Source organism: Mangrovitalea sediminis, from assembly GCF_002514725.1.
Taxonomy (GTDB): domain Bacteria; phylum Pseudomonadota; class Gammaproteobacteria; order Pseudomonadales; family Oleiphilaceae; genus Mangrovitalea; species Mangrovitalea sediminis.
The window spans coordinates 236,049-260,330 of sequence record NZ_NTLB01000001.1 but is presented as its reverse complement, the minus strand read 5'-3'; the positions used below and the strand labels follow the sequence as shown (position 1 = coordinate 260,330).

The following is a 24,282-nucleotide window of genomic DNA, read 5'->3' as shown; positions in this document are numbered from 1 at the left end:
TGTTATGGCCATCGTTTTCTCGCTGTTGACCAAAATGATTCCGCTCTACCTGACGATTGCGTTGGGCTGGATCGCGGGTCGTTTCCTGCAGGTCAACGGGCGCCATATCGCCAGCCTGATGCTGTACATCATCACGCCATCGGTGATTTTCAGCGGGGTGATGAGCGCGCCGCTGAGCACGACGGTGCTGCTGATTCCGGTGTTCGTCTGGTGCATTTGCCTGGTGTTGGGGTTGGGCTTTCTCACTATTGGCAAACGGGTGCTCGGCGACGCCCGGGCCAATATCCTGGCCATGACCGTATCGACCGGCAATACCGGTTATTTCGGTATCCCGGTGGCCCTGATCCTGTTTGGCCAGAAGGCGCTGGGGATCTATGTCGTCTGCATGCTGGGGACGACGCTGTATGAAAACTCCATGGGTTTCTATATCGCCGCGCGCGGTCGGTACAGCGTGCGGGAATGCGTCTTGCGTGTGCTGAAACTGCCCTCGCTCTACGCGTTCCTGATTGGCGCCGGGCTCAACCTGTCCGGTATCCGCATACCGGATATCTTCGTGCCGATGTTCGATAACCTGCGCGGTGCCTACAGTATTTTCGGCATGATGATCATCGGTATGGGCATCAGTACCTTTCGGGGGCTGGCCGGAGACTGGCGCTTTACCGGGTTGTCATTTGTCGGCAAATTCCTGGCCTGGCCCCTGATGGTACTGCTCTTGTGGTGGATCGACGGGCTCGGGCCGCACTGGTATGACCTGCAGGTCTACCGGTCGCTGTTCCTGGTGTCGATCGTGCCCGTCGCCGCCAATACCGTGGTCATTGCCACTCTCCTCGAAACCCATCCGGAACAGGCGGCGGGAACCACCCTGTTGAGTACCATTGTGGCTTTGCTCTATATACCGGTGATGGTGGCTCTGGTTTTGGGATAGTCCGTCGGGCACTCCTTGGATTACAGGGTGTTCAGGGCGTTTAGCAGCGTTTCCGCCCGCTCGAGAGTGGCCTGTCGTTTGCTGTCGCCTTGCCGTTCCCAGTTGCGGTACATCATTGTCATGCGCGGGTTGTCGGCGAAGTGCACCCGGTTGCGATGAATGAAGTGCCAATAGAGACTGTTGAAGGGGCAGGCATCCTGCTCCGTCGTTTTCGCAACCTTGTAGCGGCAGTCGCGGCAGTAGTCGGACATGCGTTGAATGTACTTGCCGCTGGCGGCATAAGGTTTTGAGCCCAGGTAGCCGCCATCCGCATGCAGGGCCATGCCGAGAGTGTTGGGCAGCTCAACCCAGTCGAAGGCATCCACATAGACAGCCAGATACCAGTCGCAGACCTGTTTGGGCTGTACACCGATCAGCAGGGCGAAATTGCCGGTGACCATCAGGCGCTGGATGTGGTGGGCATGGCCGTTGCGTCGGGTCGCGTCGATACAGTGGCGCAGGCAGTTCATGCCGGTGTCGCCGGTCCAGTAGAATCCTGGCAGGTCGCGTTGCGCGTTCAGGCCGTTCAATTCCGCATATTCGGGCATGCGCAGCCAGTAAAGGCCCCGGACATACTCTCTCCAGCCGATAATCTGCCGGATAAAACCTTCTACTGAATTCAACGGGGCGCGTCCAGCATGCCAGGCTTGCGCGGCCGCCTCGCACACTTCACGTGGGTCCAGCAGGCCGATGTTGATGTAGGGGGAGAGCAGGCTGTGAAACAGGCTGTCCTCCCGTGCCGCCATGGCGTCCTGGTAGTCGCCGAAGCAGGGCAGGGCGAAATCGACGAAATAGTCCAGGGCCTGCAGCGCCTCGGTGCGGGTGACCGCAAAAGCGAAATGGTCGAGTTCGCCGAAATGTCCGCTGAAGTCGCGTGCGACAAGATCCAATACGGCCTGCGTTATCGCATCCGGTTCGACGCGGAAGGGGGCCGGTGCCGGTGGTTTGCCTGACCATTTGCGCCGGTTTTCCGCATCGTAATTCCAGGATCCGCCTACGGGCTTGCCGTCTTCGGTCATCAGCAAGCCGGTTTGCTGTCGCATCTCCCGATAGAAGAATTCCATGCGCAGCTGTTTGCGCCCCTGTGCCCAGTGTGCAAAGTCTGACTTGCTGCAGAGGAAACGGTCGTCGGGCGCGATGTCTACGGGAATGTGCAGGCTCGTCGCCCAGCTCCGTATCTGCTGATCGAGACGGTATTCTCCGCACTCGGTGCTTATCAGGCGCTTTGGCGAAAGCTGGGTAACCGCCTGTTCCACCACGCTATACAGCGAACGCTGTGCAGCGTCCGGTGTGAAGGGGTGATACTGAACCTCAAAGCCGCGCTCGCGCAGTTCAATCGCGAAGTGCCGCATGGCACTGAAGATCAAAGCGATCTTCTTCTTGTGGTGATTGACGTAACCCGCTTCCTCAGCGACCTCCGCCATCAGTATCCTGTCGCACGTTGGATCGGCATCGCGAAGCGCGGACAGGTTGTGTGAGAGCTGATCGCCGAGAACCAGAATGAGGTGGCGGGTTTGGGCGTTATCTGTCATGCCGGCTGTGCGCCTTTAGGGAGGTCTCCTTTATACGCACAACCGGCACCGATGGTTTTCAGGCGGCTTGCCGAGTCAGCCGTTCCGGCAGCGAGAAGCGCAGGATTCGTTTTACCACGGTCGCGTACTGGCGCCCAAAGGAACCGGTGTTGTAAGGGATGCCCAGATCCTTGCACAGCGCCTGTACCCTGGGTGCCATCTCCGGATAGCGATGCGCCGGAATGTCCGGGAACAGATGGTGTTCGATCTGGTAGCTCAGGTGTCCGCTCAACAGGTGGAGCCAGCGCCCGCCGGTGAAATTGCTGGAGCCGGTCAACTGGCGGTAGTACCACTGCCCCTTGCTCTCGTTCTCGCAATCGGCCTCGTGGAAGGTGGCCGCCTGTTCGGTGAAGTGCCCGCAGAAGATGATGGTCGAGGCCCAGAGGTTTCTGGCCAGGTTGGCGCTCAGGTTGCCGAGCAACACCTTTCCCGCGACCGGAAAGGTCAGCAGCGGGAAGAAGACGTAATCCTTGAAGAACTGGCGGCCTCCCTTGCGGAAGAATTCCTTCAGAAAGCCGCCTTTGTCGCGCAGGGAGATCTCGCCACTGAGCAGCTTCTCGTATTCCAGTTCGTGGAGGCCCACACCCCATTGGAACAGCACGCTGAGCCCGACGTAATCGGCGAACTGGAACAGGTTGCGCCAGCGCCAGGGAGTGTCGTTGCTCAGACGCAGCAACCCGTAACCGTAGTCGCGGTCCTTGCCGATAATGTTGGTGTAGGTGTGATGCTCGTAATTATGGGTACGACGCCATGAGTTGCTGTCGCAGGCGGTATCCCACTCATAATCCTGGGAGTAAAGTGCCGGGTCATTCATCCAGTCGTATTGACCGTGCATGACGTTGTGGCCGATCTCCATATTCTCGATGATCTTGGCCAGGCTGAGGCTGGCGGTGCCTGCGACGAATCCCACCGGCGTGAGGCTCAGGGGAATCAGTATGCGGCCCGCGACTTCCAGGCTGCGCTGCAGGCGGATGATACGTCGGATGTAGCGGGCATCCCGTTCGCCGAGGTCGCTGACGACGTCCTCTCGGATGGCATCGAGCCCGGTTTCCAATCGTTGTAACTGCGTCTCGTTGAGTGTCTTCATTGCAGATATCCTTTCTTTGTTCGTCGTGTCGGTTTACAGGTCCAGCGAGACTGGGCCTTGCGGAACCGATACGCAGAGCTGAATGGTTTCTTCGCCTGGGCCGGATACATGGCCTGTGTTTCGGTTGACGACAGTGCCCGTTGTTTTTCGGCAGCTGCATTGATGGCAAATGCCCATGCGGCAGCCGAACCGGGGGCTGAGACCTGCCGATTCTGCCGCTTCCAGGAGGCTCTGGCCGGAATCGACGGTCAGCTCGCGGTTACTGCGCATCAGGGTGACAGCGCCGCCTGCCGTGTCGGTCAGCGGGTTGGTGAGAGGCGCAAAGAAGGTCTGGAAAACCTGTTCTTCCGGTACGTCCCGCGTTTCGAGCAGGGTCGTCGCGACCGCCATCAGGCCGGTCGGGCCGCACAGGTAGCAGTGGCGTGCCTGAATGTTTTTAATGCTATCGATATCGGACGCCTGCAGCAGCCTGGGGGGCTGTCCCTCGCCCTGGTCGGCCCGAATGATCTGGCAGTTCAGCAGGGGCAGCTTGTGTTGCAGTTGCTCGAGCTGTTGCGCGCCAATCTGGTCCTGAGCGCTACGGATGCAATAGATCAAGGTGATCGGCGCTGTGTATTCGCGGCAAGCCAAGCTCTCCAGGTGGGAAAGAATCGGTGTGATGCCACTGCCTCCCGCGATATAGAGCAGCGGTGCTTCGACGTCCGGTAGCAGAAAATTGCCAAAGGCTTCGCTGATTTCCAATGCACCGCCCCGGTACAGGTTTTTGTGCATCCAGGGAGTGACCAGACCTTCCGGCGTTCGTTTGATGGTGATACGGATCAGGCCTTCGCGTTGCCAGGTTTCCGGGGCGCAGGCAAGGCTAAAGGTGCGGTGATGACGTACCCCGTTGATATCCAGGGCCAGGGTGACGTGCTGACCCGCCAGGAAGCCCCGCCAGCGACGCGGTGGACGCAGGACGAATGTCCGGGTGTCGTGCGTTTCGTCCTCGATACGTTCGACCGTGGCGATCATGCGTCCGAGAGCCCAGCGTGGGTTCAGGGGTTCTATCAGCGGATCGAAATAGCGACCGGCAACATCCTGGTTCAGCAGTTGTCGACTCAGCCACTGCATTGCGGTGATTCGTTGAGCGTTAAAAGCCGACATGATGATCTCCTTGTGTACGACTGTTCACGTTATGTGAACGAATGTACACAAGAGGATTTCTGCCTGTCAATCTCTGTCTTCTGTCAACGGTAGCTTGAGCGAGGTTTCCGTCACCGGCCCGGATTTACTGTTTATACAAGGTTTTTACTGGCTTTGGCAGGGAAGGTAGTGGGTCCATGGCTGGGGCTGCGCCTTGAAGTTGGCCCCTTTTGACTAGTGTTTTATGGTTTAATACGTTTTTATGTTGACTCGAATGATGTGAACACATGTTTTTAGATAACATGTTTTTAAATAAGAGGTGGCAATGAGTGAGCGTCATCGGACTCGCCGAGGCGAAAATCGGGAGCGCCTGATGGAGGCGGCTCTGGCGCTGGTCGGCGAGGGGCGCCACTTTGCGGGAATGGGCATCCGGGAAGTCACACGGCGGGCCGGCGTGGTGCCGACCGCGTTTTACCGGCATTTCCGCAGCATGGACGAGTTGGGCCTGAGTCTGGTGGACGAACTGGGCTTGCTGTTGCGTCAGATGATGCGGGATGCAAGACGTCAGGCGCCTATGGCAGACCGCCTGATTGACGATTCGGTGGACGTCTTTATCGCAAACGTCCTGGCCAACCGTGCCTTTTTTATCTTCATGTCCCAGTGCCTGGCCGGCGAGAGCCGCGCTGTACGTGAAGCCATTCGTTCCGAGATGCGGTTTTTCGCGCACGAACTGGCCAGCGACTTAAGGCAGTTCAAACTGCTTCCGCATCTGGATGATGCCGCTTTGGAGATGGTGTGCGAGCTGGTGATCCGGACAGTGGCCTTTTCACTGACCGACCTGCTGGGACTCGATCCCGAGGACGAAGCGCAAATCCAGCGCGTGCGGGATCGTACCGTTTCCCACCTGAGGCTGATCTTCGTCGGGGCGGAACATTGGCGCCAAACCGTCTGAGTGGCGCTCACCGGGACGCGGGTGGCTCCGTGATGAAGGCAACCCTGGCGTTTCGATAGCGCGGATCGTCGACGTGTTGCCGAAGTTTCTCCAACGTCTGAAATGGCTGGTCCACCACGAAGCTGTTGGCCAGCCAGGCGGGGACGTCGCCGCTGGGATCGGCATGAACCTGATATTCCACTTTGACCTGATGGCCCGGCTCGGGCGTGAAGCGCCAGAAGCCCTCTACCTTCGCGGCCCGGACGCAGCTTTGGGTTCGGGCCAGAACGTTGTCGACCCCCTGAAAATTCACCGTGACCACAAGGCTCTTCGGGTCCTGATCGATGACTGAATGCAGGACATAATCCCGGTCGTCCACCGGCCAGGGGGCGTGAGTGACGTAATAGACATAGAATTCCCGGTCGCTTACGCGTTTGACCAGTTCACTCTTCTTGCAGTCCTGGATCCAGTCCGGCTGCGAATCGAGGTGGAGTTGCATCGCCACCAACTGATGCAAGCTGGCGTGCACATGGGTAATGGCGTAAAACGCCTTGAACTCCGAGCCCTTGGGTAATTCTGTGTAGACTTCGATACCATCATTTTTCTTGGCCAGGTCCCAGGCCGAAGCTGCCAGCGAATGGAGCGCCAGTAGGGCTGACAGTAAGAGGCTGACGCTTTTCCGTGACATGGCATGGATCCCTTATGCGCTATGCGGTGGAGAGTCCATTCTAGCGGTTGGCGCCGGTCCGGGCCTGATCTGTATCAACCTACGGTTATCCGGTGGGGAACAGGTGGCGGGAGCCGTTTGGATGATCCTTGACTGAATGGCTCGCAAGCCTGCGCGGCGGGAGAGCGGACCGCCGCGCAGGTGGCGCGCTCAGTCTTCGCTGAATTCCTCTTCCGGCACCGTCTGCGGCGGGCAGTGATATTCCGCCACGACGGTATCGTCATCGACACTTTCCAGATGCACATCGAACCCCCAAAGCCGATGCACGTGGCGCAGGACTTCGTCCGTATCCTCCCCCAGCGGCACCCGGTTGGTCGGTACGTGGCGCAGGGTGAGTGAACGGTCGCCGCGCACGTCGGCTTCCCATACCTGGATGTTGGGTTCGCGCTGACTCAGGTTGTACTGCCTTGCCAGCTGCTCGCGAATGTAGCGGTAGCCATTGTCGTCGTGAATGGCGGTGATTTCGTAGGTGGGGTCCTGTTCGTCGTCGCAGATGGCAAACAGTTTCAGGTCGCGGATGACCTTGGGCGAGAGGAACTGCAGGATGAAGCTCTCGTCCTTGAAGTTGCGCATGGCGAAGTCGAGCGTCTTCAGCCAGTCGGAGCCGGCGAAGTCGGGGAACCAGTGTCTGTCCTCCTCGGTAGGATTCTCGCAGATCCGGCGCAGGTCCGAGTAGATGGAGAAACCCAGGGTGTAGGGGTTCAGCCCGGAATACCAGGGGCTGTCGAAAGGTGGCTGATAGATGACGGCAGTGTGGCTCTGCAGGAATTCCAGCATGAAGCCGTCAGTCACCAGTCCTTTCTCGTGCATCCGGTTAAGAATGGTGTAGTGCCAGAAGCTGGCCCAGCCTTCGTTCATCACCTGGGTCTGGCGTTGCGGGTAGAAGTACTGGGCGATCTTGCGCACGATGCGCACGATCTCGCGCTGCCAGATTTCCAGTAGCGGCGCGTTCTTTTCGATGAAGTAGAGCAGGTTTTCCTGAGGCTCCTCGGGATACCGGTGGCGACCGCGGTGCGTTTCGCCCTTGCCGTCCAGGGGCTTGGGAATGGTGCGCCAGAGGTCGTTGAGCTGGCGTTGCAGATACTCCTCGCGCTCTTTCTGGCGACGCCGTTCCTCGGCGGCTGATATGGGCGACGGCCGCTTATAGCGGTCGACACCGTAGTTCATGATGGCGTGACAGGAATCGAGGATTTCCTCGACGGCCTCGACACCATAGCGTTCCTCGCATTCGCTGACGTAGTTCCTCGCGAACACCAGGTAGTCGATGATGGCGCTGGCGTCGGTCCAGGTGCGGAACAGGTAATTCCCCTTGAAGAAGGAATTGTGTCCGTAGCTGGCATGAGCAATCACCAGGGCCTGCATCATCATGGTGTTCTCTTCCATGAGATAGGCGATGCAGGGATTGGAGTTGATGACGATCTCGTAGGCGAGCCCCATCTGCCCCCGGCGATAGCGCTTGGAGGTGTTCAGGAACTGTTTGCCGAAGGACCAGTGATGGTAGCCCACGGGCATGCCCACGGAGCTATAGGCGTCCATCATCTGTTCCGCGCTGATCACTTCGATCTGATTGGGATAGGTATCCAGTCCGTATTCTTCCGCGATCTTGCGGATTTCCTCGTGATACTGCTCTATCAGCTCGAAGGTCCACTCTGAACCGGTCGATATGGGCTCGGTCATGCGGCTTTCCTCTCGAACAGTTGACGGAACACCGGATAGATTTCGCCGGCATCGGCAATCTGCTGAATAGCAAAGGAATTTGGATACCTTTCCTGTACTTTCTCGTATTCGTACCAGAGCATCTGGTGGTCTTGCGGGGTAATCTCCACGTAGGCGTAGTATTGGGTCTTGGGCAGGATCTCCTCGCTCAGCAACTTGCTGCAGACGGGGGAGTCGTCGTTCCAGTTGTCGCCGTCGGACGCCTGGGCGGCGTAGATATTCCATTCCGCCGGGGAATAGCGTTCGTCGATGATCTGGTTCATCAGCTTGAGCGCACTGGAGACGATGGTGCCGCCGGTTTCCCGTGAATAGAAAAACTCTTCCTCATCCACTTCCTTGGCGCTGGTATGGTGGCGGATGAAGACGACATCGATCCGCTGGTAGTTCTTCTTCAGGAACAGGTAGAGCAGGATGAAGAAGCGCTTGGCGATGTCCTTGTGCATCTGGCTCATGGAGCCGGACACATCCATCAGGCAGAACATGACCGCGCTGGTGGCCGGCTGCGGCTGCTTGACGTGTTGGCGGTAGCGCAGGTCGATCTCGTCGATCCAGGGTATCCGTTTGACCTGGGTCTTGAGGCGTTTGATCTCATCCTGCAGGGCCTGGATCTGGTCCTTCTTGCTGAAGGCGGGATCGGCGATATCCGGCGTTTCCTGCAATTCCTTGAGCTGCTGCTCCATTTCCCGGATATGGCGCTTGCGGGCACCACCCAGGCTGAGGCGACGGGCATGAGCACCTCGCATCGAGCGCAGCACGTCGAGCTTTGCCGGCACGCCTTGTGTCGAATAGCCGGCCCGGACGTATTTGAAGGCCTCCGTATCCTTGAGCCGTTTGCGGGCCAGGTTGGGCAGCTCCAGATCGTCGAACAGGAAATCGAGAAACTCCTCCTGTGTGATCTGGAAGACGAAGTCGTCCATGCCTTCGCCCTGGTTGCTGGCCTGTCCGCCGCCGCCCCCCCCGCCGCCGCTAGGAGGCTTGGGCAGGGTGTCGCCGGTGACGAACTCCCTGTTGCCCGGATGAACGATCTCACGGCGACCGCCCCTTCCGTTGTGGAAGACGGGTTCCTGGATATCACGGGTCGGGATACTGACTTTTTCGCCGTGTTCGATATCGGTGATCGACCGTTTCTGGACGGCTTCCGCCACGGCTTTCTTGATGTGCTGCCGGTAACGGCGCAGGAACCGTTCCCGGTTCACCGCGCTCTTGTTCTTACCGTTCAGACGACGATCGATAATGTGGGTCATCCCCATAAAACTACTCCAGAGCGGCTACGCCGCCGATCACTGGGACTTGCGTACGCGCAGATACCATTCGGCCAGCAACCTGACCTGTTTCTCGGTATAGCCCCGTTCGATCATGCGTTCGACAAACTGCCGGTGTTTCTTCTGGTCATCATTGGACGCCTTCGGATTGAAGGAGATGACCGGCAGCAGATCTTCCGTATTGGAGAACATTTTCTTCTCGATCACGCTACGCAGCTTCTCGTAGCTGAGCCAGGACGGGTTCTTGCCCTGGTTGTTGGCGCGGGCCCGCAGGACGAAGTTCACCACCTCGTTGCGGAAGTCCTTCGGGTTGCTGATACCCGCCGGCTTCTCGATCTTCTCCAGCTCGTCGTTGATGGCCGAGCGGTCGAGGATCTCGCCGGTTTCCGGATCCCGGTATTCCTGGTCCTGAATCCAGAAGTCGGCATAGGTGACATAGCGGTCGAACAGGTTCTGGCCGTATTCGGAGTAGGATTCGAGGTACGCGGTCTGGATTTCCTTGCCGATGAATTCCACATAGTGGGGCGCCAGGTACTCCTTGATGAAACGCAGGTAGCGCTCCTGGACCTCGGGCTGGAACTGCTCCTGTTCGATCTGCTTCTCAAGGACATAGAGGAGGTGGACCGGGTTGGCCGCCACTTCCGTGGTGTCGAAGTTGAACACCTTGGACAGGATCTTGAAGGCGAAGCGTGTCGACAGGCCGTCCATCCCTTCGTTGACGCCGGCCGTATCCCGGTACTCCTGGATCGACTTGGCCTTGGGATCGGTGTCCTTGATGTTCTGGCCGTCATATACCTTCATCTTCGAATAGATGCTGGAGTTTTCCGGCTCCTTCAGGCGCGAGAGCACCGAGAACTGGGACAGGATGCTGAGCGTATCCGGGGCGCAGGGCGAGCCGGAAAGCGAACTGTTGCGCAGCAGTTTCTTGTAGATCTCGATCTCTTCGGTCACCCGCAGGCAATAAGGCACCTTGACGATGTAGACCCGGTCAAGGAAGGCCTCGTTGTGTTTGTTGTTGCGGAAGGTTTGCCATTCCGACTCGTTGGAGTGAGCCAGGATGATGCCATCGAAGGGCACTGAGCCCATCCCTTCGGTGGTGTTGTAGTTGCCTTCCTGGGTGGCTGTCAGCAGCGGGTGCAGGACCTTGATGGGCGCCTTGAACATCTCCACGAATTCCAGTAGGCCCTGATTGGCCTTACAGAGGCCGCCGCTGAAGCTGTAGGCGTCAGGGTCGTCCTGGGAGAACTCCTCCAGCATGCGGATGCTGACCTTGCCGACCAGTGCCGAGATGTCCTGGTTATTGTCGTCGCCGGGTTCGGTCTTGGCGATGCCGACCTGATCGAGGATGGAGGGGTAGCGCTTGACCACGCGGAACTTGCTGATATCGCCGCCATACTCGTGCAGCCGTTTCACCGCCCAGGGCGACATGATGGGCTTCAGGTAACGCTGGGCGATGCCGTATTCTTCTTCCAGGATAGGACCGTCTTCGTCCGGGTCGAACAGACCCAGGGGCGATTCGTTGACCGGTGAATCCTTGATCGCATAGAAGGGCACTTTCTGCATTAATGCCTTGAGTTTTTCGGCGAGCGAAGATTTACCGCCGCCGACCGGGCCGAGCAGGTAAAGGATCTGTTTCTTCTCTTCCAGGCCCTGTGCCGCATGCTTGAAGAACGACACGATGTTTTCCACGGCTTCTTCCATGCCGTAGAACTCGGAAAACTCAGGGTAGCGTTTGATGATCTTGTTGGAGAAGATTCGCGACATTCGCGAGTCGAGAGAGGTGTCCACAAAGGCTGGTTCGCCGATGGCGATCAGCATGCGTTCGGCGGCGGTGGCGTAGGCCGTCGGGTCCTGTTTGCAGATATTCAGGTATTCTTCCAGGGAGTATTCTTCCTCCTGCGTGGCGTCATACCGAGTCTTGAAGTGCTGCAAAATGCTCATGGGTTGGCCCCCTCGCTTATAGCGTTTCTAAAGCCTGACTACACGAAATCTTTCCTTCTGACTGACTCACTACCGGCTTACGATCCACTGCCGGCACTGGACTTATTGGGTTCATCGATTGCGGGGCCTGTGGCCTCCGCGATTAGGGCGACTTTTTGACGGTCTGTCGCCTTTGACCGAATCCCTTGCAGGTTTCGGGCCTCGTCGGCGATTTTCGTCGCGAAGCCCTGCCAATGGGTCCCCATTTCGGGGGCATCCTTTTCCGGATGCTCTATGTTTGAGCATAGTCCAGGCTTATAGCGTTGGACAGGGGGAAAAGAACGATGTTCAGCGCAATTTCACGTATTTACAGACCGTTAACGATCCTTACTCAAGCCGTACACAACCTCTCGGGCTGCGCTTAAACCGCGTCTTTTCGCAAAGGGGTCGTCCCTTGCCAGATCCTGCTCATGCAGCCGCTCGATGTGATAGTCGCGGCCATACAGTTGCTCGATTTCATCCCCGCGTACGGAAAAAGGCGGTCCCTGCATAGCGTCTTGGGGGTACTCGATCGTTATCAGCAAGATTCGGGCCCCGGGTTTCAGAATACGAGTCAGGTGATCTACGTACCTCCGCCGCATTTCCGGTGGAAACGCAATCAAAGCAGCGCGGTCGTACACCAATTTGATGCTCGAAAGATCCTCTTCGGTGAGATTGAAGAAATCACCGCACCAGAGTTGCAGGTCGTCGTGCGCGAAAATGGTAAAGCGTGGATCGGGGCGCACTGTTGCGGTGCATTGACCTTCCTCGAAAAAGTCTTTGCAGGCGATCTGGCTGAGCTCGACCCCGAGGACCGGATGGCCGCGATCATGCAGCCACCACATGTCGTGGGATTTCCCGCAAAGCGGTACCAGTACGGCTTCGTCGCCGGTCACTGCCAGGGCGCGCCAATGCGCCTGGAGATAGGCATTGATGCTGTCCTGGTGAAAGCCAATCTGGTTTTGCGCCCAACGGGCGTGCCAGAACTCGTGTTCCATGAAGTCCTTCTCCTGATGATATGCTGTCAGGGCGCCCAAAAATGGCGCCGTTTTAGATAGGGAGCGCGACGGGGAAAGGGCCCAACGTGGCGCCCCTTTACAGGAAGCGTCATGGCAGAGTGAGCTGCCCTTTACACTTACTATAGACCGCTGACGCACCAAAATGCACCGAATTAACATTACAGGGTTTAAGGTTAACGGCCCGGGCCGAGCGAAGGTCGCCCTTGTTTGTCGTGAAACGGAGGAAAGCGTGGAGCAAATCGTAAACGCAGTATTTCTGGACGCCGATAGCCTGGGGCCGCAGATTACGCTGGCGCCGATACAGGGCGTTGTCTCCCGTCTGGATACCTGGCCTGGAACGGCTCCCGCTGACGTTGTGGGAAGGCTCCAGGGCTATCAGATTGCCCTGGTCAATAAGGTTGTGCTGGGCGAGACGCATTTTGCCGCTTGTCCTGAATTGAAGCTGGTGGCGGTGACGGCGACCGGTGTCAACAATATCGATCTCGATGCGGCCCGCCGTCATGGCGTGCGTGTGATGAATGTGGCGGGCTACGGCACGGCCACCGTAACCCAGCATACCCTGGCGTTGATCCTGGCACTGGCGACGCGGCTGGTGGACTATGTCGGCGATGTCAAAGCCGGCGCCTGGCAGCGTAGCGAGACCTTTTGCCTGATGCACCGTCCGATCATCGAACTGGCGGGCAAGACGCTGGGGATCGTCGGTTATGGTGAGCTGGGGCAGGGGGTGGCAGCACTGGGGCGTGCGTTGGGCATGCGGATATTGGTCGCTTCGCGACCTGGCCAGCCCGGTGGTGAGATCGGTGGTGTGGTTCGGGTTCCCTGGTGGGAACTGTTGCCGCAGGTCGACGTGCTTTCCCTGCATTGCCTGTTGACCGCGGATACGCGGCATCTGATCGACGCGGAGTCGTTGCGGGCGATGAAGAATAGTGCCTTCCTGGTCAATACGGCCCGGGGCGGGCTGGTCGATGAAGCTGCGTTGGCCGAGGCGCTGCGTACTGGGCAGATCGCGGGCGCGGCGGTGGATGTCCTCAGCGAAGAGCCTCCACGCCACGGGAATCCGTTACTGGCCGATGATATTCCGAACCTGATTGTGACGCCTCACAGCGCCTGGGCCAGCCGGGAGGCGCGACAGCGGGTGGCGGACATGACAGCGGACAACCTGCGCCGCTTCCTGGCCGACGACAGTCCCCGTTTTATTGTGTGAAAGGGCTCCTGTAGACAGGTTGGCGGGCTTTCGTATTTCGGGCTTTATCGCCATTCACTCATGACGGTGTGATCAATTCACTATGACCTGGTTTCAGAAAACCATTACGCTCAAACCTCGTCCCAGAGGTTTTCACCTGGTCACGCGCGAGGTGCTGGAACAGTTGCCCGAAGTGGCATCGCTCAGGGTGGGCATACTGCACCTGTTCATCCAGCATACCTCTGCGTCGTTGGCGGTGAATGAGAATGCCGACCCCAGTGTCCGCTCCGACATGGAGGCGCATTTCAATCATCAAGTGCCGGAAAATGCGCCATACTACGAGCATATTCTGGAGGGCAGCGACGATATGCCTGCGCACATCAAGGCGGTTTCGGTGGGCGTATCGCTCAGTCTGCCGATCAGCGAAGGCCGTCTGGCGCTGGGCACCTGGCAGGGAATATATCTGGGTGAACACCGTAACCATGGCGGTTCGCGAAGACTGGTCGCAACGCTGTCCGGGGAACCGGCTTCCTGATAATCCGTGTTGAACTTAACCTCCGCCTGGACCGGACGATGCGATACCTGTGCCGAGCATAGTTGTTCCGGGAGGTGTCGTCGGCCTGCGAATAAGGAAACCCCGTGGCCAATATGACCTTGAAAGACCGGCTGCACGTTGCCGAAGAATGGATACTCGCGCCGCCATCGCCACAGGCTGGCGGGCCACTCCGGCTGCTGCATCATTTCGGGCGTATCGCCTACGCCGTGATCCGTGATGTTATCAGCGGCAATCTCACGCTCTACGCGATGAGCCTCGTGTACACCACCATGCTCTCCGTAGTGCCGCTGCTGGCGCTGAGCTTTTCGGTGCTCAAGGCATTGGGTCTTCACAGCCGTATCGAGCCGATGTTGTACCAGTTCTTCGAGCCGCTTGGGCCGCGGGGCGTCGAGATGGCAGACAAGATGCTCAGCTTCGTCGACAACATCAAGGTGGGCGTTCTGGGTTCCCTCGGCCTGGCGTTGCTGGTGTATACCGTCATATCCCTGGTGCAGAAGATCGAGCGGTCCTTCAACCAGATTTGGCGGGTACCGCAGATGCGGTCCATGTCCCAGCGCTTTAGCAACTACCTGAGCGTTATCATGGTCGGCCCGCTGCTCATGGTATCGGCCGTCGGGGTGACGGCGACGATCTTCTCCTCATCGATTGTGCAATGGCTGCTGAAAATCGAGCCTTTTGGTTCCCTGATCGTGCTCGGCAGCAAGCTGGTGCCTTTCCTGTTGGTCGTGGGGGCCTTTACGTTTGTCTATACCTTTATGCCCAATACTCGGGTGCGCCTGCGCAGTGCGTTGTTGGGCGGCGTGCTCGGCGGTATGGCCTGGCAGGCGGGAGGCGTCCTCTTTGCCTCCTTCGTGGTGGGCTCATCTCGTTATGAGGCGATTTATTCCAGTTTCGCCATTGGCATCGTGTTGCTGATCTGGGTCTATATCAGTTGGCTGATCCTGCTGATCGGGTCGAGCATTGCCTTCTATGACCAGTATCAGGGGTCGATTTCCCGCAATCGTCAGGTCAAGTCCGCACCGGAGCTGGAAGAGCGCGTGGCGTTGGCGCTGATGTGGTTAGTGGCCAAGCCCTTTGATCGGGGCGAGAAGGCGCCGCAACAGGAAGCGCTCGAGCACCGGATTCATATCCCGGCAGAGATCACCCGCCGGATCAGCGATAAGCTGATCCGCGGTGGCCTGATAACGTTGGCCGGGCCTCGCGGCGATCAGCTGGTGCCCGCGCGCTCGCTGGATCAGATGACGCTGGCGGATGTGCTGGCGGTGGTCCGGGCGGATGAAGAGGGATTGGTGGGACGTCTGCCGACACACCTGCCTTCGGACCACTTGTTGCAAGCTGAAGCCAGTTTGCAGGAAACGCTCCAGACGTGGGTTCGTCAGGCGGATTGAGCCCCGGCGTCCTCGCCTTTCAGCATCGCAACGAGGCGGTTGCGCACCTGATGGAACTGGCTCTGTGGCAACTGTAGCAGCGCACACAGGGTGTCTTCCGGCAGGTTCCTTTGATGGGCGTGACGTAGCACTTCCCGGGTACCGAGAATCATGCCGTCGTTGAGCGGCGTATGCTCGGCGCCCGGTGCCGGTCGCTGGGCATGTAGCAATATCGCGTGATGCCGCGGCGACAGCTGCCACTCGGTGGCGATGTATTGGCAGGTCTGCCAGAAATACTTGACGATGACGTGATAGGCCACTGCAGGGTCAGGGACGGTCTGTCGTTGGGTGTTGGCCAGTTCCCGGTACAGGGAGAGATACGCCAGCGCCGGTAAAAGCCCCACCACTGAGAGTGAGTGATAATCGATATTCTGTGCCTGCGCGACCAGCTCGCTGGCCCGGGAGCAGGCCAGGCCCCAGCGCCAGGTGCGGCGGGCAAACAGGGATTCGCTGTTGCTGCGGGCCGCCATCATGGGACGCATGACCGCTGCGGCGATAACGCTGCGGATGCCGTCCATGCCCAGCATGAAAATCGCCTGATCCACCGACTCGATGGACTGTTCAGTGGTCCGGAAGAACGGTGAATTGACGACCTGTAACAACTGGTCGGTGAGGGCCGGGTCAGCCAGCATGATTTCCGAAATTTCATGGCGGCGGACATTCGGCATGGCAATGGCGCGCATCAACTGCGGCAGGATCATGGGTTGACGGGGCAGCTCCTGCAAGTTGCCGCTTTCCAGTCGTTCCGCAATTTCCCGGTCGATGGCGACGGTGCTTTCCGTCGTCAATTCCAGTCGGTGATAGTCGCTATCGAGGAGCCAGCCGAACAAATAACGGTTGAGCTTGGCCAGCTCTTCCTGCATGTGCTCTGCGGACTCTTCGTCGGAATGTCCCGACGCCAGTGTCGACATCGAACGGCTCGTGCCCGAAGTGGGTTCAGGTGCTTTCTTTCGGGAGAACCAGCTCCACATCATCATGGATCCTTGCCGCACTCGGCTCTGGGGATATAGGTTTCCTAAGTTTACTCTGGCAGCCTGCGTTTCGGTAGAATTTGCCAGCAAATTGCCACTATTGGCGTAATCACCGGCAGTTGATAGCCACAGCGGACAAACGTCCGACCAAACGCGCAGGCCTGTCCCCAGATCTCAGCCTATGAAGGTCGAACGTTACAGGACGTTGCCGAAAACGAAGAAAACCTGTCCTATCCCGGCAAGCAGACCCAATACGGCTCCCACCACGATCAGCTTGATTTCGTCTTCCTGGAAGCAGGGACGCAGCAGGTCCTGGAACTCGGCCGATGAAAGGGCGCTCATCCGTTGACGCATGATGGCTTCCACGGCTTCAGCCCGGTCTCGCTCAAAGAAGGGATCATTGAAGGCGGTGGCGGAAATCTCGATTGCCTTCTCGCCCACCTGATGTTTTAGGGTGGCAAAGCCTTTGGGGCCGAAAGCCATCTGGGTCAGGGGCTTGCTGATGCCGGCCGTTTCGTCCACCAGCGGCTTGGCGTGTTTTTTCACCATGTTGCGAGCGCGCTCGCTGTAAGGGCCGTTGAGGATGGCGCGGATGATATTGCCGACCGTCAGGATTTCGTGAGTAATGATCCGGCAGAAGGATTCCGCCACTTCCTGCTGGCGGCGCAGGAACAGTCCCTGGATGCGGAAGGGCCCAATCTTCACGGGCTCCAGCGGTCGAAAAATCACGTTGAGGGCAATCCAGTTGGTGGCCCAGCCAACGATGAGTCCGAATACCGGAAGCACCCACCAGGACTGATAGAAGAACCAGGCAGCCATCTGGATCAGGCCGAAGGCGAAGCCGAAATAGAGGCCGGAGTTGACGATGAAGCGGAATTCCGCCTCGCCGCACTCCAGGAAGATCCGGTTGAGCAGGCGCTTGTCCTCGGCCAACTGGTCGATCACCATGGCCTTGATGTCCAGCAGACCTTCGATGTTGTCCGAGATGTCGGCGACCAGATTGTCCACCAATTGCGGGGTCGCCTTGCGTACGCGGTCGTAAACCAGACTGCGAGCCGCGGAGGGCAGGTTCTCCCAGAAAGTGGGATAGTCGCGCAGCATCAGTTCGTCCACGTATTCCTCTGTGCGAGGCTCCATGGTCCGCACGATATAGGCAGACAGTTCCTGGGGGTCGATCTGCTGGAAAATTTCCTGCACGGTGCCGATCTTGGCAATGGTGGCGTCGACGCTCTTGGCCGCCATTTTACGGGCTTTCGACGGGATGATGCCCTGCCAGCCCCAGATCGGCCGGAGACCGACGAACTCCAGGGGGTAAAACGTCATCTGGATAGCCAGCCAGTTGGTGATCCAGCCAATCAGGGCCGCAATCACAGGAATACTCAAATATTGCCAGAAAGTGGCACTGCGCACTAAATCCATCATCAACAACGCGCCCTGCGAGAAAACCTATTCTTGTCGTTTGCGACACCGTGCGGGACTGTTTCCGGCGAGGCATCGACGCTTATGTAACTCTGTGTAACCGGGTTTGGGCATTATAGGGAGGAGTCAGCCCATGAACATCGGAGGCAATCACAGAATCGCGTATCCTGTCCGACAATCTGTGACCGACGAGGATAATCCGGGGGCGGGGAGGGTAAGTCAATGTCATCGCTGACATCACCTGAGGTAAAAATGATCAGCATCATCCATGCCCCGGTGCTGGCGGGTCGGGGACTGTTGCCCATAGGCGATGCACAGAGTTATCCACAGATTGTGTGAACAAGTTCAGGTGTTGAAATCTCCCCACAGCCATTGACAGACCGCCATTGCGGCGATTGGAGCCGTCTCTGTCCGCAAGACGCGAGGGCCCAATGTGGTGGCCATGAAACCCGCAGCTTCGGCGGCTTCGATTTCGGCGTCGGTCAGGCCCCCTTCGGGGCCGATCAGGATTATCAGCCGACCGGGTCGGGGCAGGCTGGTCAGGGACTGGGTGGCGCGGTGATGCAAGACCAGTCCCAGATCGTGCTCGGGGAGTTGGTGCAACCAGTCGGTAAGGTTTTCAATGGCGGCGATGTCGGGTACCCGGGCCCGTCCGCACTGCTCTGCGGCGCTGCTCGCGACCTGTTGCCAGTGGCGAACACGCTTGTCCTCGCGATCACCCTTCAATCTGACGTCACAGCGTTCGCTGACCAGGGGCACGATGGCGGAGACGCCCATTTCGACGCTTTTCTGAACGGCGTAGTCCATGCGGTCGCCCTTGGAAATGACCTGCCCGAGGGTGATGTGCAATGGGGATTCCGACGCGATAGGAACGGCGCTGTCGATGCGGACACTGGCGTCACGCTTGCCGACCTTGTCCAGGACGGCTGCGTAGTCATGTCCGTCACCGTTGAAGAGGATCAGCGGCTGCCCGGCCTGCATGCGCAGTACCCGGACCACATGATTGGCGGCGGTCTCGTCGAGTTCATGTTGTTGGCCGACGCTGAGCGCGGACGGGGTGAAAATGCGGGGTACACGCATGCTTGTCAGTCCTTCACGGCCAGTTCTATGCCTTCGCTGGCGACCTGCGCCAGGTGCCGGATCTGTTCCGGCGTAATCACGTAGGGCGGCATAAAGTAGAGCACGTTGCCCAGCGGACGCAACAGTGACTCGCGGGTCAGGGCATGCTGATACACGCGCAGGCCACGGCGCTCCTGCCAGGGGAAGGGCGTGCGGTTGGCTTTGTCCTTGACCAGTTCTATGGCCAGGATCATGCCGTGCTGGCGGATTTCCCCAACATGGGGATGGTCGGCCAGGTGCGCGACCGAGTCTGCCATGCACTGTGCAAGTTCCCGGTTGTGGGCGATGACGTTTTCGTCGCGGAAAATGTTCAGGGTTTCCAGGGCGACAGCGCAGCCGATGGGATTGCCGGTGTAGCTGTGTGAGTGCAGGAAGGCCCGCAGGGTTTCGTAGTCGTCGTAGAAAGCCTGGTAGATATGATCTGTCGTGAGCACCGCTGAAAGTGGCAGGTAGCCAGCTGTCAGCCCTTTGGATAGGCACAGGAAATCGGGGCTGATGCCTGCCTGCTCGCAGGCGAACAGGGTGCCGGTCCGTCCGAATCCAACGGCGATCTCATCGGCGATCAGGTGCACACCGTAACGGTTGCAGGCGTCGCGCAGCCGGCTCAGGTAGATGGGGTCATACATACGCATGCCGCCGGCGCACTGTACCAGGGGTTCGACGACAACGGCGCAGATCTCTTCGTGCTGCTCGGCGAGAATCCGCTCCATCTCCTCGAAGCGACGCAGGGCCACCTCTTCCCAGCTTTCGCCGGGTTCACGGGTAAAGGCGTCCGGTGAGGGCGCGGTAATCACTTCCATCAGCAAGGGCTGATAGGTGTCCTTGTACAGGCTCACGTCGCCCAGCGCCAAAGCGCCCAGGGTTTCGCCGTGATAGCTGTTGCTGAGGTTGACGAAGTTCTTCTTGCGCGGCCGACCGCTGTTTCTCCAGTAGTGGTAGCTCATCTTGAGTGCCACTTCGATGGCGGAGGAGCCGTTGTCGGCATAGAAACAGCGTTCCAGGCCGGCTGGCGCGATCTCCACCAGGCGCTCGGAGAGTTCGATAACCGGCTCGTGGGTAAATCCGGCGAGAATCACGTGCTCGAGTTGTTCGATCTGGTTACGGATGGCGGAGTTGATACGTGGATTGGCATGGCCGAACAGGTTGACCCACCAGGAACTGACCGCGTCGATATAGCGGTTACCTTCGAAATCTTCGAGCCAGACACCCTGTCCCCGTTTTATCGGCACCAGCGGCAGTGTCTCGTGGTCTTTCATCTGGGTGCAGGGATGCCAGACGTGCTTGAGGTCACGTTCGATGATGTGCTGGTTGAGGCTCATGGCCGCTCTCCTTTGGGACAATCCAGGTACAACAGAGCGGAAATGATACGGGGGGGCTTCGCGGGACGCAAAAGACCTCGCGGTTACTCCTTTTCCTGAGAGGCTTGACGGTTTTGCTCAGGGTGCTTGTAGCGCTGGTAGAGCCGCCACCGGTAGATCAGGTAAGCCGTGAGGCTCAGCACGACGATGCCGCCAAAGATGGCGGCTTCTATGCGTTTGATATCCTGCAGCAGCCACGCTAATGCCTGACCGAACTGAAAGCCCAGGAACAGGAACAGTGTGGCCCAGATAATGGCACCCAGCGCGTTCCAGAACAGGAAGCGTAGGTGGCTGAGATCGCTCATGCCCACCACCATGGGGCCGACGGTCCGCAAGCCGTAGGTAAACCGCAGCAGGACGATCACGGCTGCGTGCCAGCGATCGATCATCTGTCTGACCCGGGGAGCCCGTTCGGCGACATTAGGGAAGCGATCCAGGATATTGTTGCCATAGCGGCGCCCGATGGAGAAGAAAACCTGGTCCCCCAGTGTGCCGCCGGCTGCCGCGATCAGCGCGGCGAGGGAGAAATCCATATAACCGCGACTGACTGCCAGTCCGGCAAGTAACAACACGGTTTCACCTTCCAGAACGGTTCCCAGGAAAAGGGCGTAATAGCCGTACTGTTGAATGAGGTAGGACAGGTCCATCGAATGCCCAGCGTATGGTCAGTGGCGATAGCGTGCGGTTTATGCAGGTCTTGGAGTATACCGGATTTGCCGGTGAGTTCGGTTCCAGCCACATGGTGGATAACCGGTATGCCGGGGTTCGCCCTTCTGTCTTCATCGGCTTGCCGGTGTTGCCAATGCGAATGCCCTGGTTGTTGGTAGGATTTTTCCACTATCCACGTACGGGGAATTCATCATGGAAGTGCAATTTACCCACGAGTTTGAGGCTGGACTGGCCTCGGTGCTCGAGGCGTTTTTCGATCAGGAGCATATCCTGCGCAAGAATCGCGAACTGGGCTACGATGCGGCGAAGATTACTCGTCTGGAACGCTCGGCCGACAGGGTCATCCTCGTTGTACAGCGACGGATGCAGCCTTCCGTACCCGTGCCGGGCGCGCTTCGGCCGTTCCAGCAGGAGTGGAACGCTGTCGAGCAGGAAGAAACCTGGGAGCGTCAGCCCGACAATTCCTGGCGCTGTGACTTTCGGCTCAGGGTGGAGGGCGTTCCGGCCCGTCTGGCGGGCAAGATGCACCTGACCGGCGACGCCAACTGCGCCACCAATCGCGTGTCGCTGGCGGTGCGTTGTGACGTGCCTTTACTGGGGCGTAAAGTGGCCCGCTTCCTGGCGGAAGATTCCGGGCACAAGATCAATCGGGAGTACCAGGTGATCCGGTCGCTGGTCGCTTGAGCGACAAGAGACGATCATCGCGGATGCTGCGGGTAGGGCACAATCACCGAAGGGCATTGCGCCGCTTGTGGAGCAGGCAGTCAATGCCTGCCTGCTCCAGGGGCTCTAGAAGGCGATTTTGCGACTGGGGCTGAGGCCGAGGTTTTCCCACACCTGCAGGCTCGCATCGGCCTGATTCAGGGTATAGAAATGCAGTCCGGGCGCACCAGCGCCGAGCAGTCGCTCACAGAGGCGGGTCACGACCTCGATGCCGAACTGGCGAATGCTCTCTACGTCGTCCCCGTAGGCTTCCAGCTGCTTACGGATCCAGCGCGGGATTTCCGCACCGCACATATCGCTGAAACGCATCAGGTTGGTGTAGTTGGTGATCGGCATGATGCCGGGCACCACGGGCAAGGTAATGCCCAAAGCTTCCAGGCGGTCGATAAAGTAGAAATAGCTGTCCGCATTGTAGAAATACTGGGTGATGGCACTACTGGCGCCAGCATCCACTTTGCGCTTGAAATTGATGAGGTCTTCTTCGGCGGAGCGGGCCTGGGGATGGAACTCCGGGTAGGCGGCTACTTCGATGTTGAAATGATCGCCGCTGTGCTCGCGGATAAAGGCGACCAGGTCGTTGGCATAACGCAGATCCCCGGGAGCCCCCATACCGGAAGGGAGGTCCCCACGCAGGGCCACGATGCGGTTGATGCCGTTATCCCGGTACAGGTCCAGCAGCTCCGCCACACTTTCCTTGGTGGCGCCGATGCAGGATAGGTGCGGTGCCGTTGAAATCCCCTGTTGGTGCAGGGTCAGTACGGTATCGATGGTGCGCTCGCGGGTTGAGCCGCCGGCACCGTAGGTCACGGAAAAGAAATCCGGGCCACGCTCGGCCAGTTGATCCCGGACCTGCTGAAGCTTTTCCTTGCCTTGCGGGGTCTTTGGCGGAAAGAACTCAAAGCTGAAGCGGCGTTTAAACTGTTTTTGCGATTGCATAGTCCATCTCGCAGTCGGGACAGGCTGAATACCCGGTCCGGAGCCTGCCGGCTCCGGACCGCTTTAACGCACCGGCAAGCGTGATCAGTACTTGTAGCTTTCCGGCTTGAACGGGCCTTCCTGAGGCACGCCGATGTACTTGGCCTGGGTCGGCGTCAGTTGCGTGATCACGCCACCGAAACCCTGGACCATGTACTTGGCGACTTCCTCGTCCAGTTGCTTCGGCAGGACCTTGACGTAGACGCTGCCCGGCTTCTGGTCGGCCGGCAGATCGGCGAACTTGCGCTCGAACAGGTACATCTGCGCGAGGACCTGGTTGGCGAAGGAACCGTCCATGATGCGCGAGGGATGGCCTGTCGCGTTACCCAGGTTCACCAGGCGGCCTTCCGACAACAGGAGCAGGTGGTCGTTTTCCGCCTTGTTGCGGTAAACCTTGTGCACCTGCGGCTTCACCTCGTCCCATTCCCAGTTGTCACGCATGAACTGGGTGTCGATCTCGTTATCGAAATGACCGATGTTGCAGACTACCGCGCCGGATTTCAGGGCGGCCAGCATGTGGCGGTCACAGACGTTGACGTTGCCGGTAGTGGTTACCAGCAGATCGGTGTTGGCCAGCAGGTCGCGGTTGATGCTTTCAGCCGTGCCGGTGTTGATGCCGTTGACATAAGGAGAGACCACTTCGTAGCCATCCATGCACGCCTGCATGGCACAGATCGGGTCGACCTCGGTGATCTTGACGATCATGCCTTCCTGGCGCAGGGACGCCGCGGAACCCTTACCTACGTCGCCGTAACCGATCACCAGGGCTTTCTTGCCTGCCATCAGGTGGTCGACGCCGCGCTTGATGGCATCGTTGAGGCTGTGACGGCAGCCGTACTTGTTGTCGTTTTTCGACTTGGTGACGGAGTCGTTAACGTTGATGGCCGGAACCTTCAGGCTACCTTCCTTCAGCATGTCCTGCAGACGGTGCACACCAGTGGTGGTTTCTTCGGTAACTCCGTGGCACCGCTCCAGGATTTCAGGGTATTTCTTGTGCAGCAGTTCGGTCAGGTCGCCGCCGTCATCCAGGATCATGTTCGGCTTCCAGTCCGCTACGTCGGCGCCGACGGTGCGTTCCAGGCACCATTCATATTCTTCCTCGGTCTCGCCCTTCCAGGCAAAAACGGGAACGCCGGTAGCCGCGATTGCAGCGGCAGCGTGGTCCTGGGTCGAGAAGATGTTGCACGAGGACCAGCGGACTTCGGCGCCCAGCGCGACCAGTGTTTCGATCAGCACGGCCGTCTGGATGGTCATGTGGATGCAGCCCATGATGCGGGCGCCGGCCAGCGGTTGCTCGGCCCGGTATTTCTCGCGCAGGGTGATCAGTGCCGGCATTTCGCCTTCGGCAATCTCGATTTCCTTGCGGCCCCAGGCGGCCAGTTCGATGTCGCGGACTTTATAATCGGTGTTTTGGGTGTCGAGCGCTTGCATGAATCTGTCTCCGTGCTTGGATGGCAGCGGGCAAAAACGCGCCGCCAGTCAATCGTCTGGTGTGTTCGACGCCAGGCAGTCGCCAATCGGTTG

General features: G+C 58.9%; 21 protein-coding genes. 6 read left to right on the top strand and 15 right to left on the bottom strand.

The window, feature by feature from the left end:
• Positions 1-4: 4 nt before the first annotated feature.
• Entirely contained in the window at positions 5-925 is a 921-nt protein-coding gene (locus CLR77_RS01275; RefSeq protein WP_097458781.1) for an AEC family transporter, read from the top strand.
• Between the two features lie 20 nt (positions 926-945).
• Here CLR77_RS01275 and CLR77_RS01270 read toward each other — a convergent pair whose 3' ends face one another.
• The 3 genes from CLR77_RS01270 to CLR77_RS01260 are packed head-to-tail and all read right to left on the bottom strand — an operon-like array spanning position 946 to position 4,765.
• Positions 946-2,496 (bottom strand): cryptochrome/photolyase family protein, encoded by a 1,551-nt coding sequence (locus tag CLR77_RS01270; RefSeq protein WP_097458780.1) that lies wholly within the window; start codon positions 2,494-2,496, stop codon positions 946-948.
• A gap of 58 nt (positions 2,497-2,554) precedes the next feature.
• Entirely contained in the window at positions 2,555-3,622 is a 1,068-nt protein-coding gene (locus CLR77_RS01265) for a fatty acid desaturase family protein (RefSeq protein WP_097458779.1), read from the bottom strand.
• Positions 3,623-3,655: 33 nt separating this feature from the next.
• Positions 3,656-4,765 carry a flavin reductase family protein gene (locus CLR77_RS01260; protein WP_227519762.1) on the bottom strand — a complete coding sequence of 370 codons (1,110 nt, stop codon included), beginning with the start codon at positions 4,763-4,765 and terminating at the stop codon, positions 3,656-3,658.
• Positions 4,766-5,069: 304 nt separating this feature from the next.
• Between CLR77_RS01260 and CLR77_RS01255 the strand changes: the two genes are divergently transcribed.
• On the top strand, positions 5,070-5,696 hold the full coding sequence (locus CLR77_RS01255; RefSeq protein WP_097458778.1) for a TetR family transcriptional regulator: 627 nt from the start codon (positions 5,070-5,072) through the stop codon (positions 5,694-5,696).
• A gap of 7 nt (positions 5,697-5,703) precedes the next feature.
• Here CLR77_RS01255 and CLR77_RS01250 read toward each other — a convergent pair whose 3' ends face one another.
• From CLR77_RS01250 to tmpT, 5 genes are all read right to left on the bottom strand, one after another.
• Complete coding sequence (locus CLR77_RS01250; protein ID WP_097458777.1) at positions 5,704-6,363, bottom strand: START domain-containing protein; 660 nt, start codon at positions 6,361-6,363, stop codon at positions 5,704-5,706.
• Between the two features lie 189 nt (positions 6,364-6,552).
• Positions 6,553-8,079 carry a SpoVR family protein gene (locus tag CLR77_RS01245; protein WP_097458776.1) on the bottom strand — a complete coding sequence of 509 codons (1,527 nt, stop codon included), beginning with the start codon at positions 8,077-8,079 and terminating at the stop codon, positions 6,553-6,555.
• Positions 8,076-9,362, bottom strand: coding sequence for a YeaH/YhbH family protein (locus tag CLR77_RS01240; protein ID WP_198962674.1), 1,287 nt, complete (start codon positions 9,360-9,362; stop codon positions 8,076-8,078). Before CLR77_RS01240 ends, CLR77_RS01245 begins: the two co-directional genes overlap by 4 nt.
• A gap of 36 nt (positions 9,363-9,398) precedes the next feature.
• Positions 9,399-11,321 carry a PrkA family serine protein kinase gene (locus CLR77_RS01235; protein ID WP_097458774.1) on the bottom strand — a complete coding sequence of 641 codons (1,923 nt, stop codon included), beginning with the start codon at positions 11,319-11,321 and terminating at the stop codon, positions 9,399-9,401.
• Positions 11,322-11,677: 356 nt separating this feature from the next.
• Positions 11,678-12,337, bottom strand: a complete 660-nt coding sequence (gene tmpT / locus CLR77_RS01230; RefSeq protein WP_097458773.1) for a thiopurine S-methyltransferase — start codon at positions 12,335-12,337, stop codon at positions 11,678-11,680.
• A 250-nt stretch (positions 12,338-12,587) separates the two neighbouring features.
• On the opposite strand from tmpT, the gene CLR77_RS01225 reads away from it, so the two are divergent.
• The 3 genes from CLR77_RS01225 to CLR77_RS01215 all read left to right on the top strand — a co-directional run bounded on the left by CLR77_RS01225 (position 12,588) and on the right by CLR77_RS01215 (position 15,485).
• On the top strand, positions 12,588-13,562 hold the full coding sequence (locus CLR77_RS01225; RefSeq protein ID WP_406564940.1) for a D-2-hydroxyacid dehydrogenase: 975 nt from the start codon (positions 12,588-12,590) through the stop codon (positions 13,560-13,562).
• Between the two features lie 82 nt (positions 13,563-13,644).
• Positions 13,645-14,076 carry a secondary thiamine-phosphate synthase enzyme YjbQ gene (locus CLR77_RS01220; protein ID WP_097458771.1) on the top strand — a complete coding sequence of 144 codons (432 nt, stop codon included), beginning with the start codon at positions 13,645-13,647 and terminating at the stop codon, positions 14,074-14,076.
• Positions 14,077-14,180: 104 nt separating this feature from the next.
• Positions 14,181-15,485, top strand: coding sequence for a YihY/virulence factor BrkB family protein (locus CLR77_RS01215; RefSeq protein WP_097458770.1), 1,305 nt, complete (start codon positions 14,181-14,183; stop codon positions 15,483-15,485).
• Here CLR77_RS01215 and CLR77_RS01210 read toward each other — a convergent pair.
• The 5 genes from CLR77_RS01210 to CLR77_RS01190 form a co-directional block, all read right to left on the bottom strand.
• Positions 15,473-16,435, bottom strand: coding sequence for an HDOD domain-containing protein (locus tag CLR77_RS01210; protein ID WP_227519761.1), 963 nt, complete (start codon positions 16,433-16,435; stop codon positions 15,473-15,475). The genes CLR77_RS01215 and CLR77_RS01210 overlap by 13 nt on opposite strands.
• Before the next feature lie 255 nt (positions 16,436-16,690).
• Complete coding sequence (locus CLR77_RS01205) at positions 16,691-17,917, bottom strand: DUF445 domain-containing protein (RefSeq protein WP_097458768.1); 1,227 nt, start codon at positions 17,915-17,917, stop codon at positions 16,691-16,693.
• 342 nt (positions 17,918-18,259) lie between these two features.
• Entirely contained in the window at positions 18,260-18,994 is a 735-nt protein-coding gene (locus CLR77_RS01200; RefSeq protein WP_097458767.1) for a 16S rRNA (uracil(1498)-N(3))-methyltransferase, read from the bottom strand.
• 5 nt (positions 18,995-18,999) lie between these two features.
• The gene (locus tag CLR77_RS01195; protein ID WP_097458766.1) at positions 19,000-20,352 is read right to left on the bottom strand and encodes an adenosylmethionine--8-amino-7-oxononanoate transaminase; all 1,353 of its coding nucleotides are present in this window, start codon (positions 20,350-20,352) and stop codon (positions 19,000-19,002) included.
• An 83-nt stretch (positions 20,353-20,435) separates the two neighbouring features.
• Positions 20,436-21,038: a DedA family protein gene (locus tag CLR77_RS01190; RefSeq protein WP_097458765.1), complete on the bottom strand. Its 603-nt coding sequence runs from the start codon at positions 21,036-21,038 to the stop codon at positions 20,436-20,438.
• 214 nt (positions 21,039-21,252) lie between these two features.
• Here CLR77_RS01190 and CLR77_RS01185 point away from each other — a divergent pair, with 214 nt between their 5' ends.
• Positions 21,253-21,744: a DUF2505 domain-containing protein gene (locus CLR77_RS01185; protein WP_097458764.1), complete on the top strand. Its 492-nt coding sequence runs from the start codon at positions 21,253-21,255 to the stop codon at positions 21,742-21,744.
• 105 nt (positions 21,745-21,849) lie between these two features.
• On the opposite strand, the gene metF is transcribed toward CLR77_RS01185, so the two are convergent.
• Both metF and ahcY read right to left on the bottom strand, forming a co-directional pair.
• Positions 21,850-22,719 (bottom strand): methylenetetrahydrofolate reductase [NAD(P)H], encoded by an 870-nt coding sequence (gene metF / locus CLR77_RS01180; protein ID WP_097458763.1) that lies wholly within the window; start codon positions 22,717-22,719, stop codon positions 21,850-21,852.
• 84 nt (positions 22,720-22,803) lie between these two features.
• On the bottom strand, positions 22,804-24,189 hold the full coding sequence (ahcY, locus tag CLR77_RS01175; RefSeq protein ID WP_097458762.1) for an adenosylhomocysteinase: 1,386 nt from the start codon (positions 24,187-24,189) through the stop codon (positions 22,804-22,806).
• Positions 24,190-24,282: the final 93 nt, after the last annotated feature.

Bases quoted from the DNA above. Each gene is read 5' to 3' on its own strand.
- ahcY (WP_097458762.1), bottom strand. From the start codon at position 24,189: ATGCAAGCGCTCGACACCCAAAACACCGATTATAAAGTCCGCGACATC.
- CLR77_RS01275 (WP_097458781.1), top strand. From the start codon at position 5: ATGGCCATCGTTTTCTCGCTGTTGACCAAAATGATTCCGCTCTACCTG.
- CLR77_RS01250 (WP_097458777.1), bottom strand. From the start codon at position 6,363: ATGTCACGGAAAAGCGTCAGCCTCTTACTGTCAGCCCTACTGGCGCTC.
- CLR77_RS01260 (WP_227519762.1), bottom strand. From the start codon at position 4,765: ATGTCGGCTTTTAACGCTCAACGAATCACCGCAATGCAGTGGCTGAGT.
- CLR77_RS01235 (WP_097458774.1), bottom strand. From the start codon at position 11,321: ATGAGCATTTTGCAGCACTTCAAGACTCGGTATGACGCCACGCAGGAG.
- CLR77_RS01195 (WP_097458766.1), bottom strand. From the start codon at position 20,352: ATGAGCCTCAACCAGCACATCATCGAACGTGACCTCAAGCACGTCTGG.
- metF (WP_097458763.1), bottom strand. From the start codon at position 22,719: ATGCAATCGCAAAAACAGTTTAAACGCCGCTTCAGCTTTGAGTTCTTT.
- CLR77_RS01185 (WP_097458764.1), top strand. From the start codon at position 21,253: ATGGAAGTGCAATTTACCCACGAGTTTGAGGCTGGACTGGCCTCGGTG.
- CLR77_RS01210 (WP_227519761.1), bottom strand. From the start codon at position 16,435: ATGTCGACACTGGCGTCGGGACATTCCGACGAAGAGTCCGCAGAGCAC.
- CLR77_RS01245 (WP_097458776.1), bottom strand. From the start codon at position 8,079: ATGACCGAGCCCATATCGACCGGTTCAGAGTGGACCTTCGAGCTGATA.
- CLR77_RS01200 (WP_097458767.1), bottom strand. From the start codon at position 18,994: ATGCGTGTACCCCGCATTTTCACCCCGTCCGCGCTCAGCGTCGGCCAA.
- CLR77_RS01190 (WP_097458765.1), bottom strand. From the start codon at position 21,038: ATGGACCTGTCCTACCTCATTCAACAGTACGGCTATTACGCCCTTTTC.
- CLR77_RS01220 (WP_097458771.1), top strand. From the start codon at position 13,645: ATGACCTGGTTTCAGAAAACCATTACGCTCAAACCTCGTCCCAGAGGT.
- tmpT (WP_097458773.1), bottom strand. From the start codon at position 12,337: ATGGAACACGAGTTCTGGCACGCCCGTTGGGCGCAAAACCAGATTGGC.
- CLR77_RS01265 (WP_097458779.1), bottom strand. From the start codon at position 3,622: ATGAAGACACTCAACGAGACGCAGTTACAACGATTGGAAACCGGGCTC.
- CLR77_RS01240 (WP_198962674.1), bottom strand. From the start codon at position 9,362: ATGACCCACATTATCGATCGTCGTCTGAACGGTAAGAACAAGAGCGCG.
- CLR77_RS01255 (WP_097458778.1), top strand. From the start codon at position 5,070: ATGAGTGAGCGTCATCGGACTCGCCGAGGCGAAAATCGGGAGCGCCTG.
- CLR77_RS01205 (WP_097458768.1), bottom strand. From the start codon at position 17,917: ATGATGGATTTAGTGCGCAGTGCCACTTTCTGGCAATATTTGAGTATT.
- CLR77_RS01270 (WP_097458780.1), bottom strand. From the start codon at position 2,496: ATGACAGATAACGCCCAAACCCGCCACCTCATTCTGGTTCTCGGCGAT.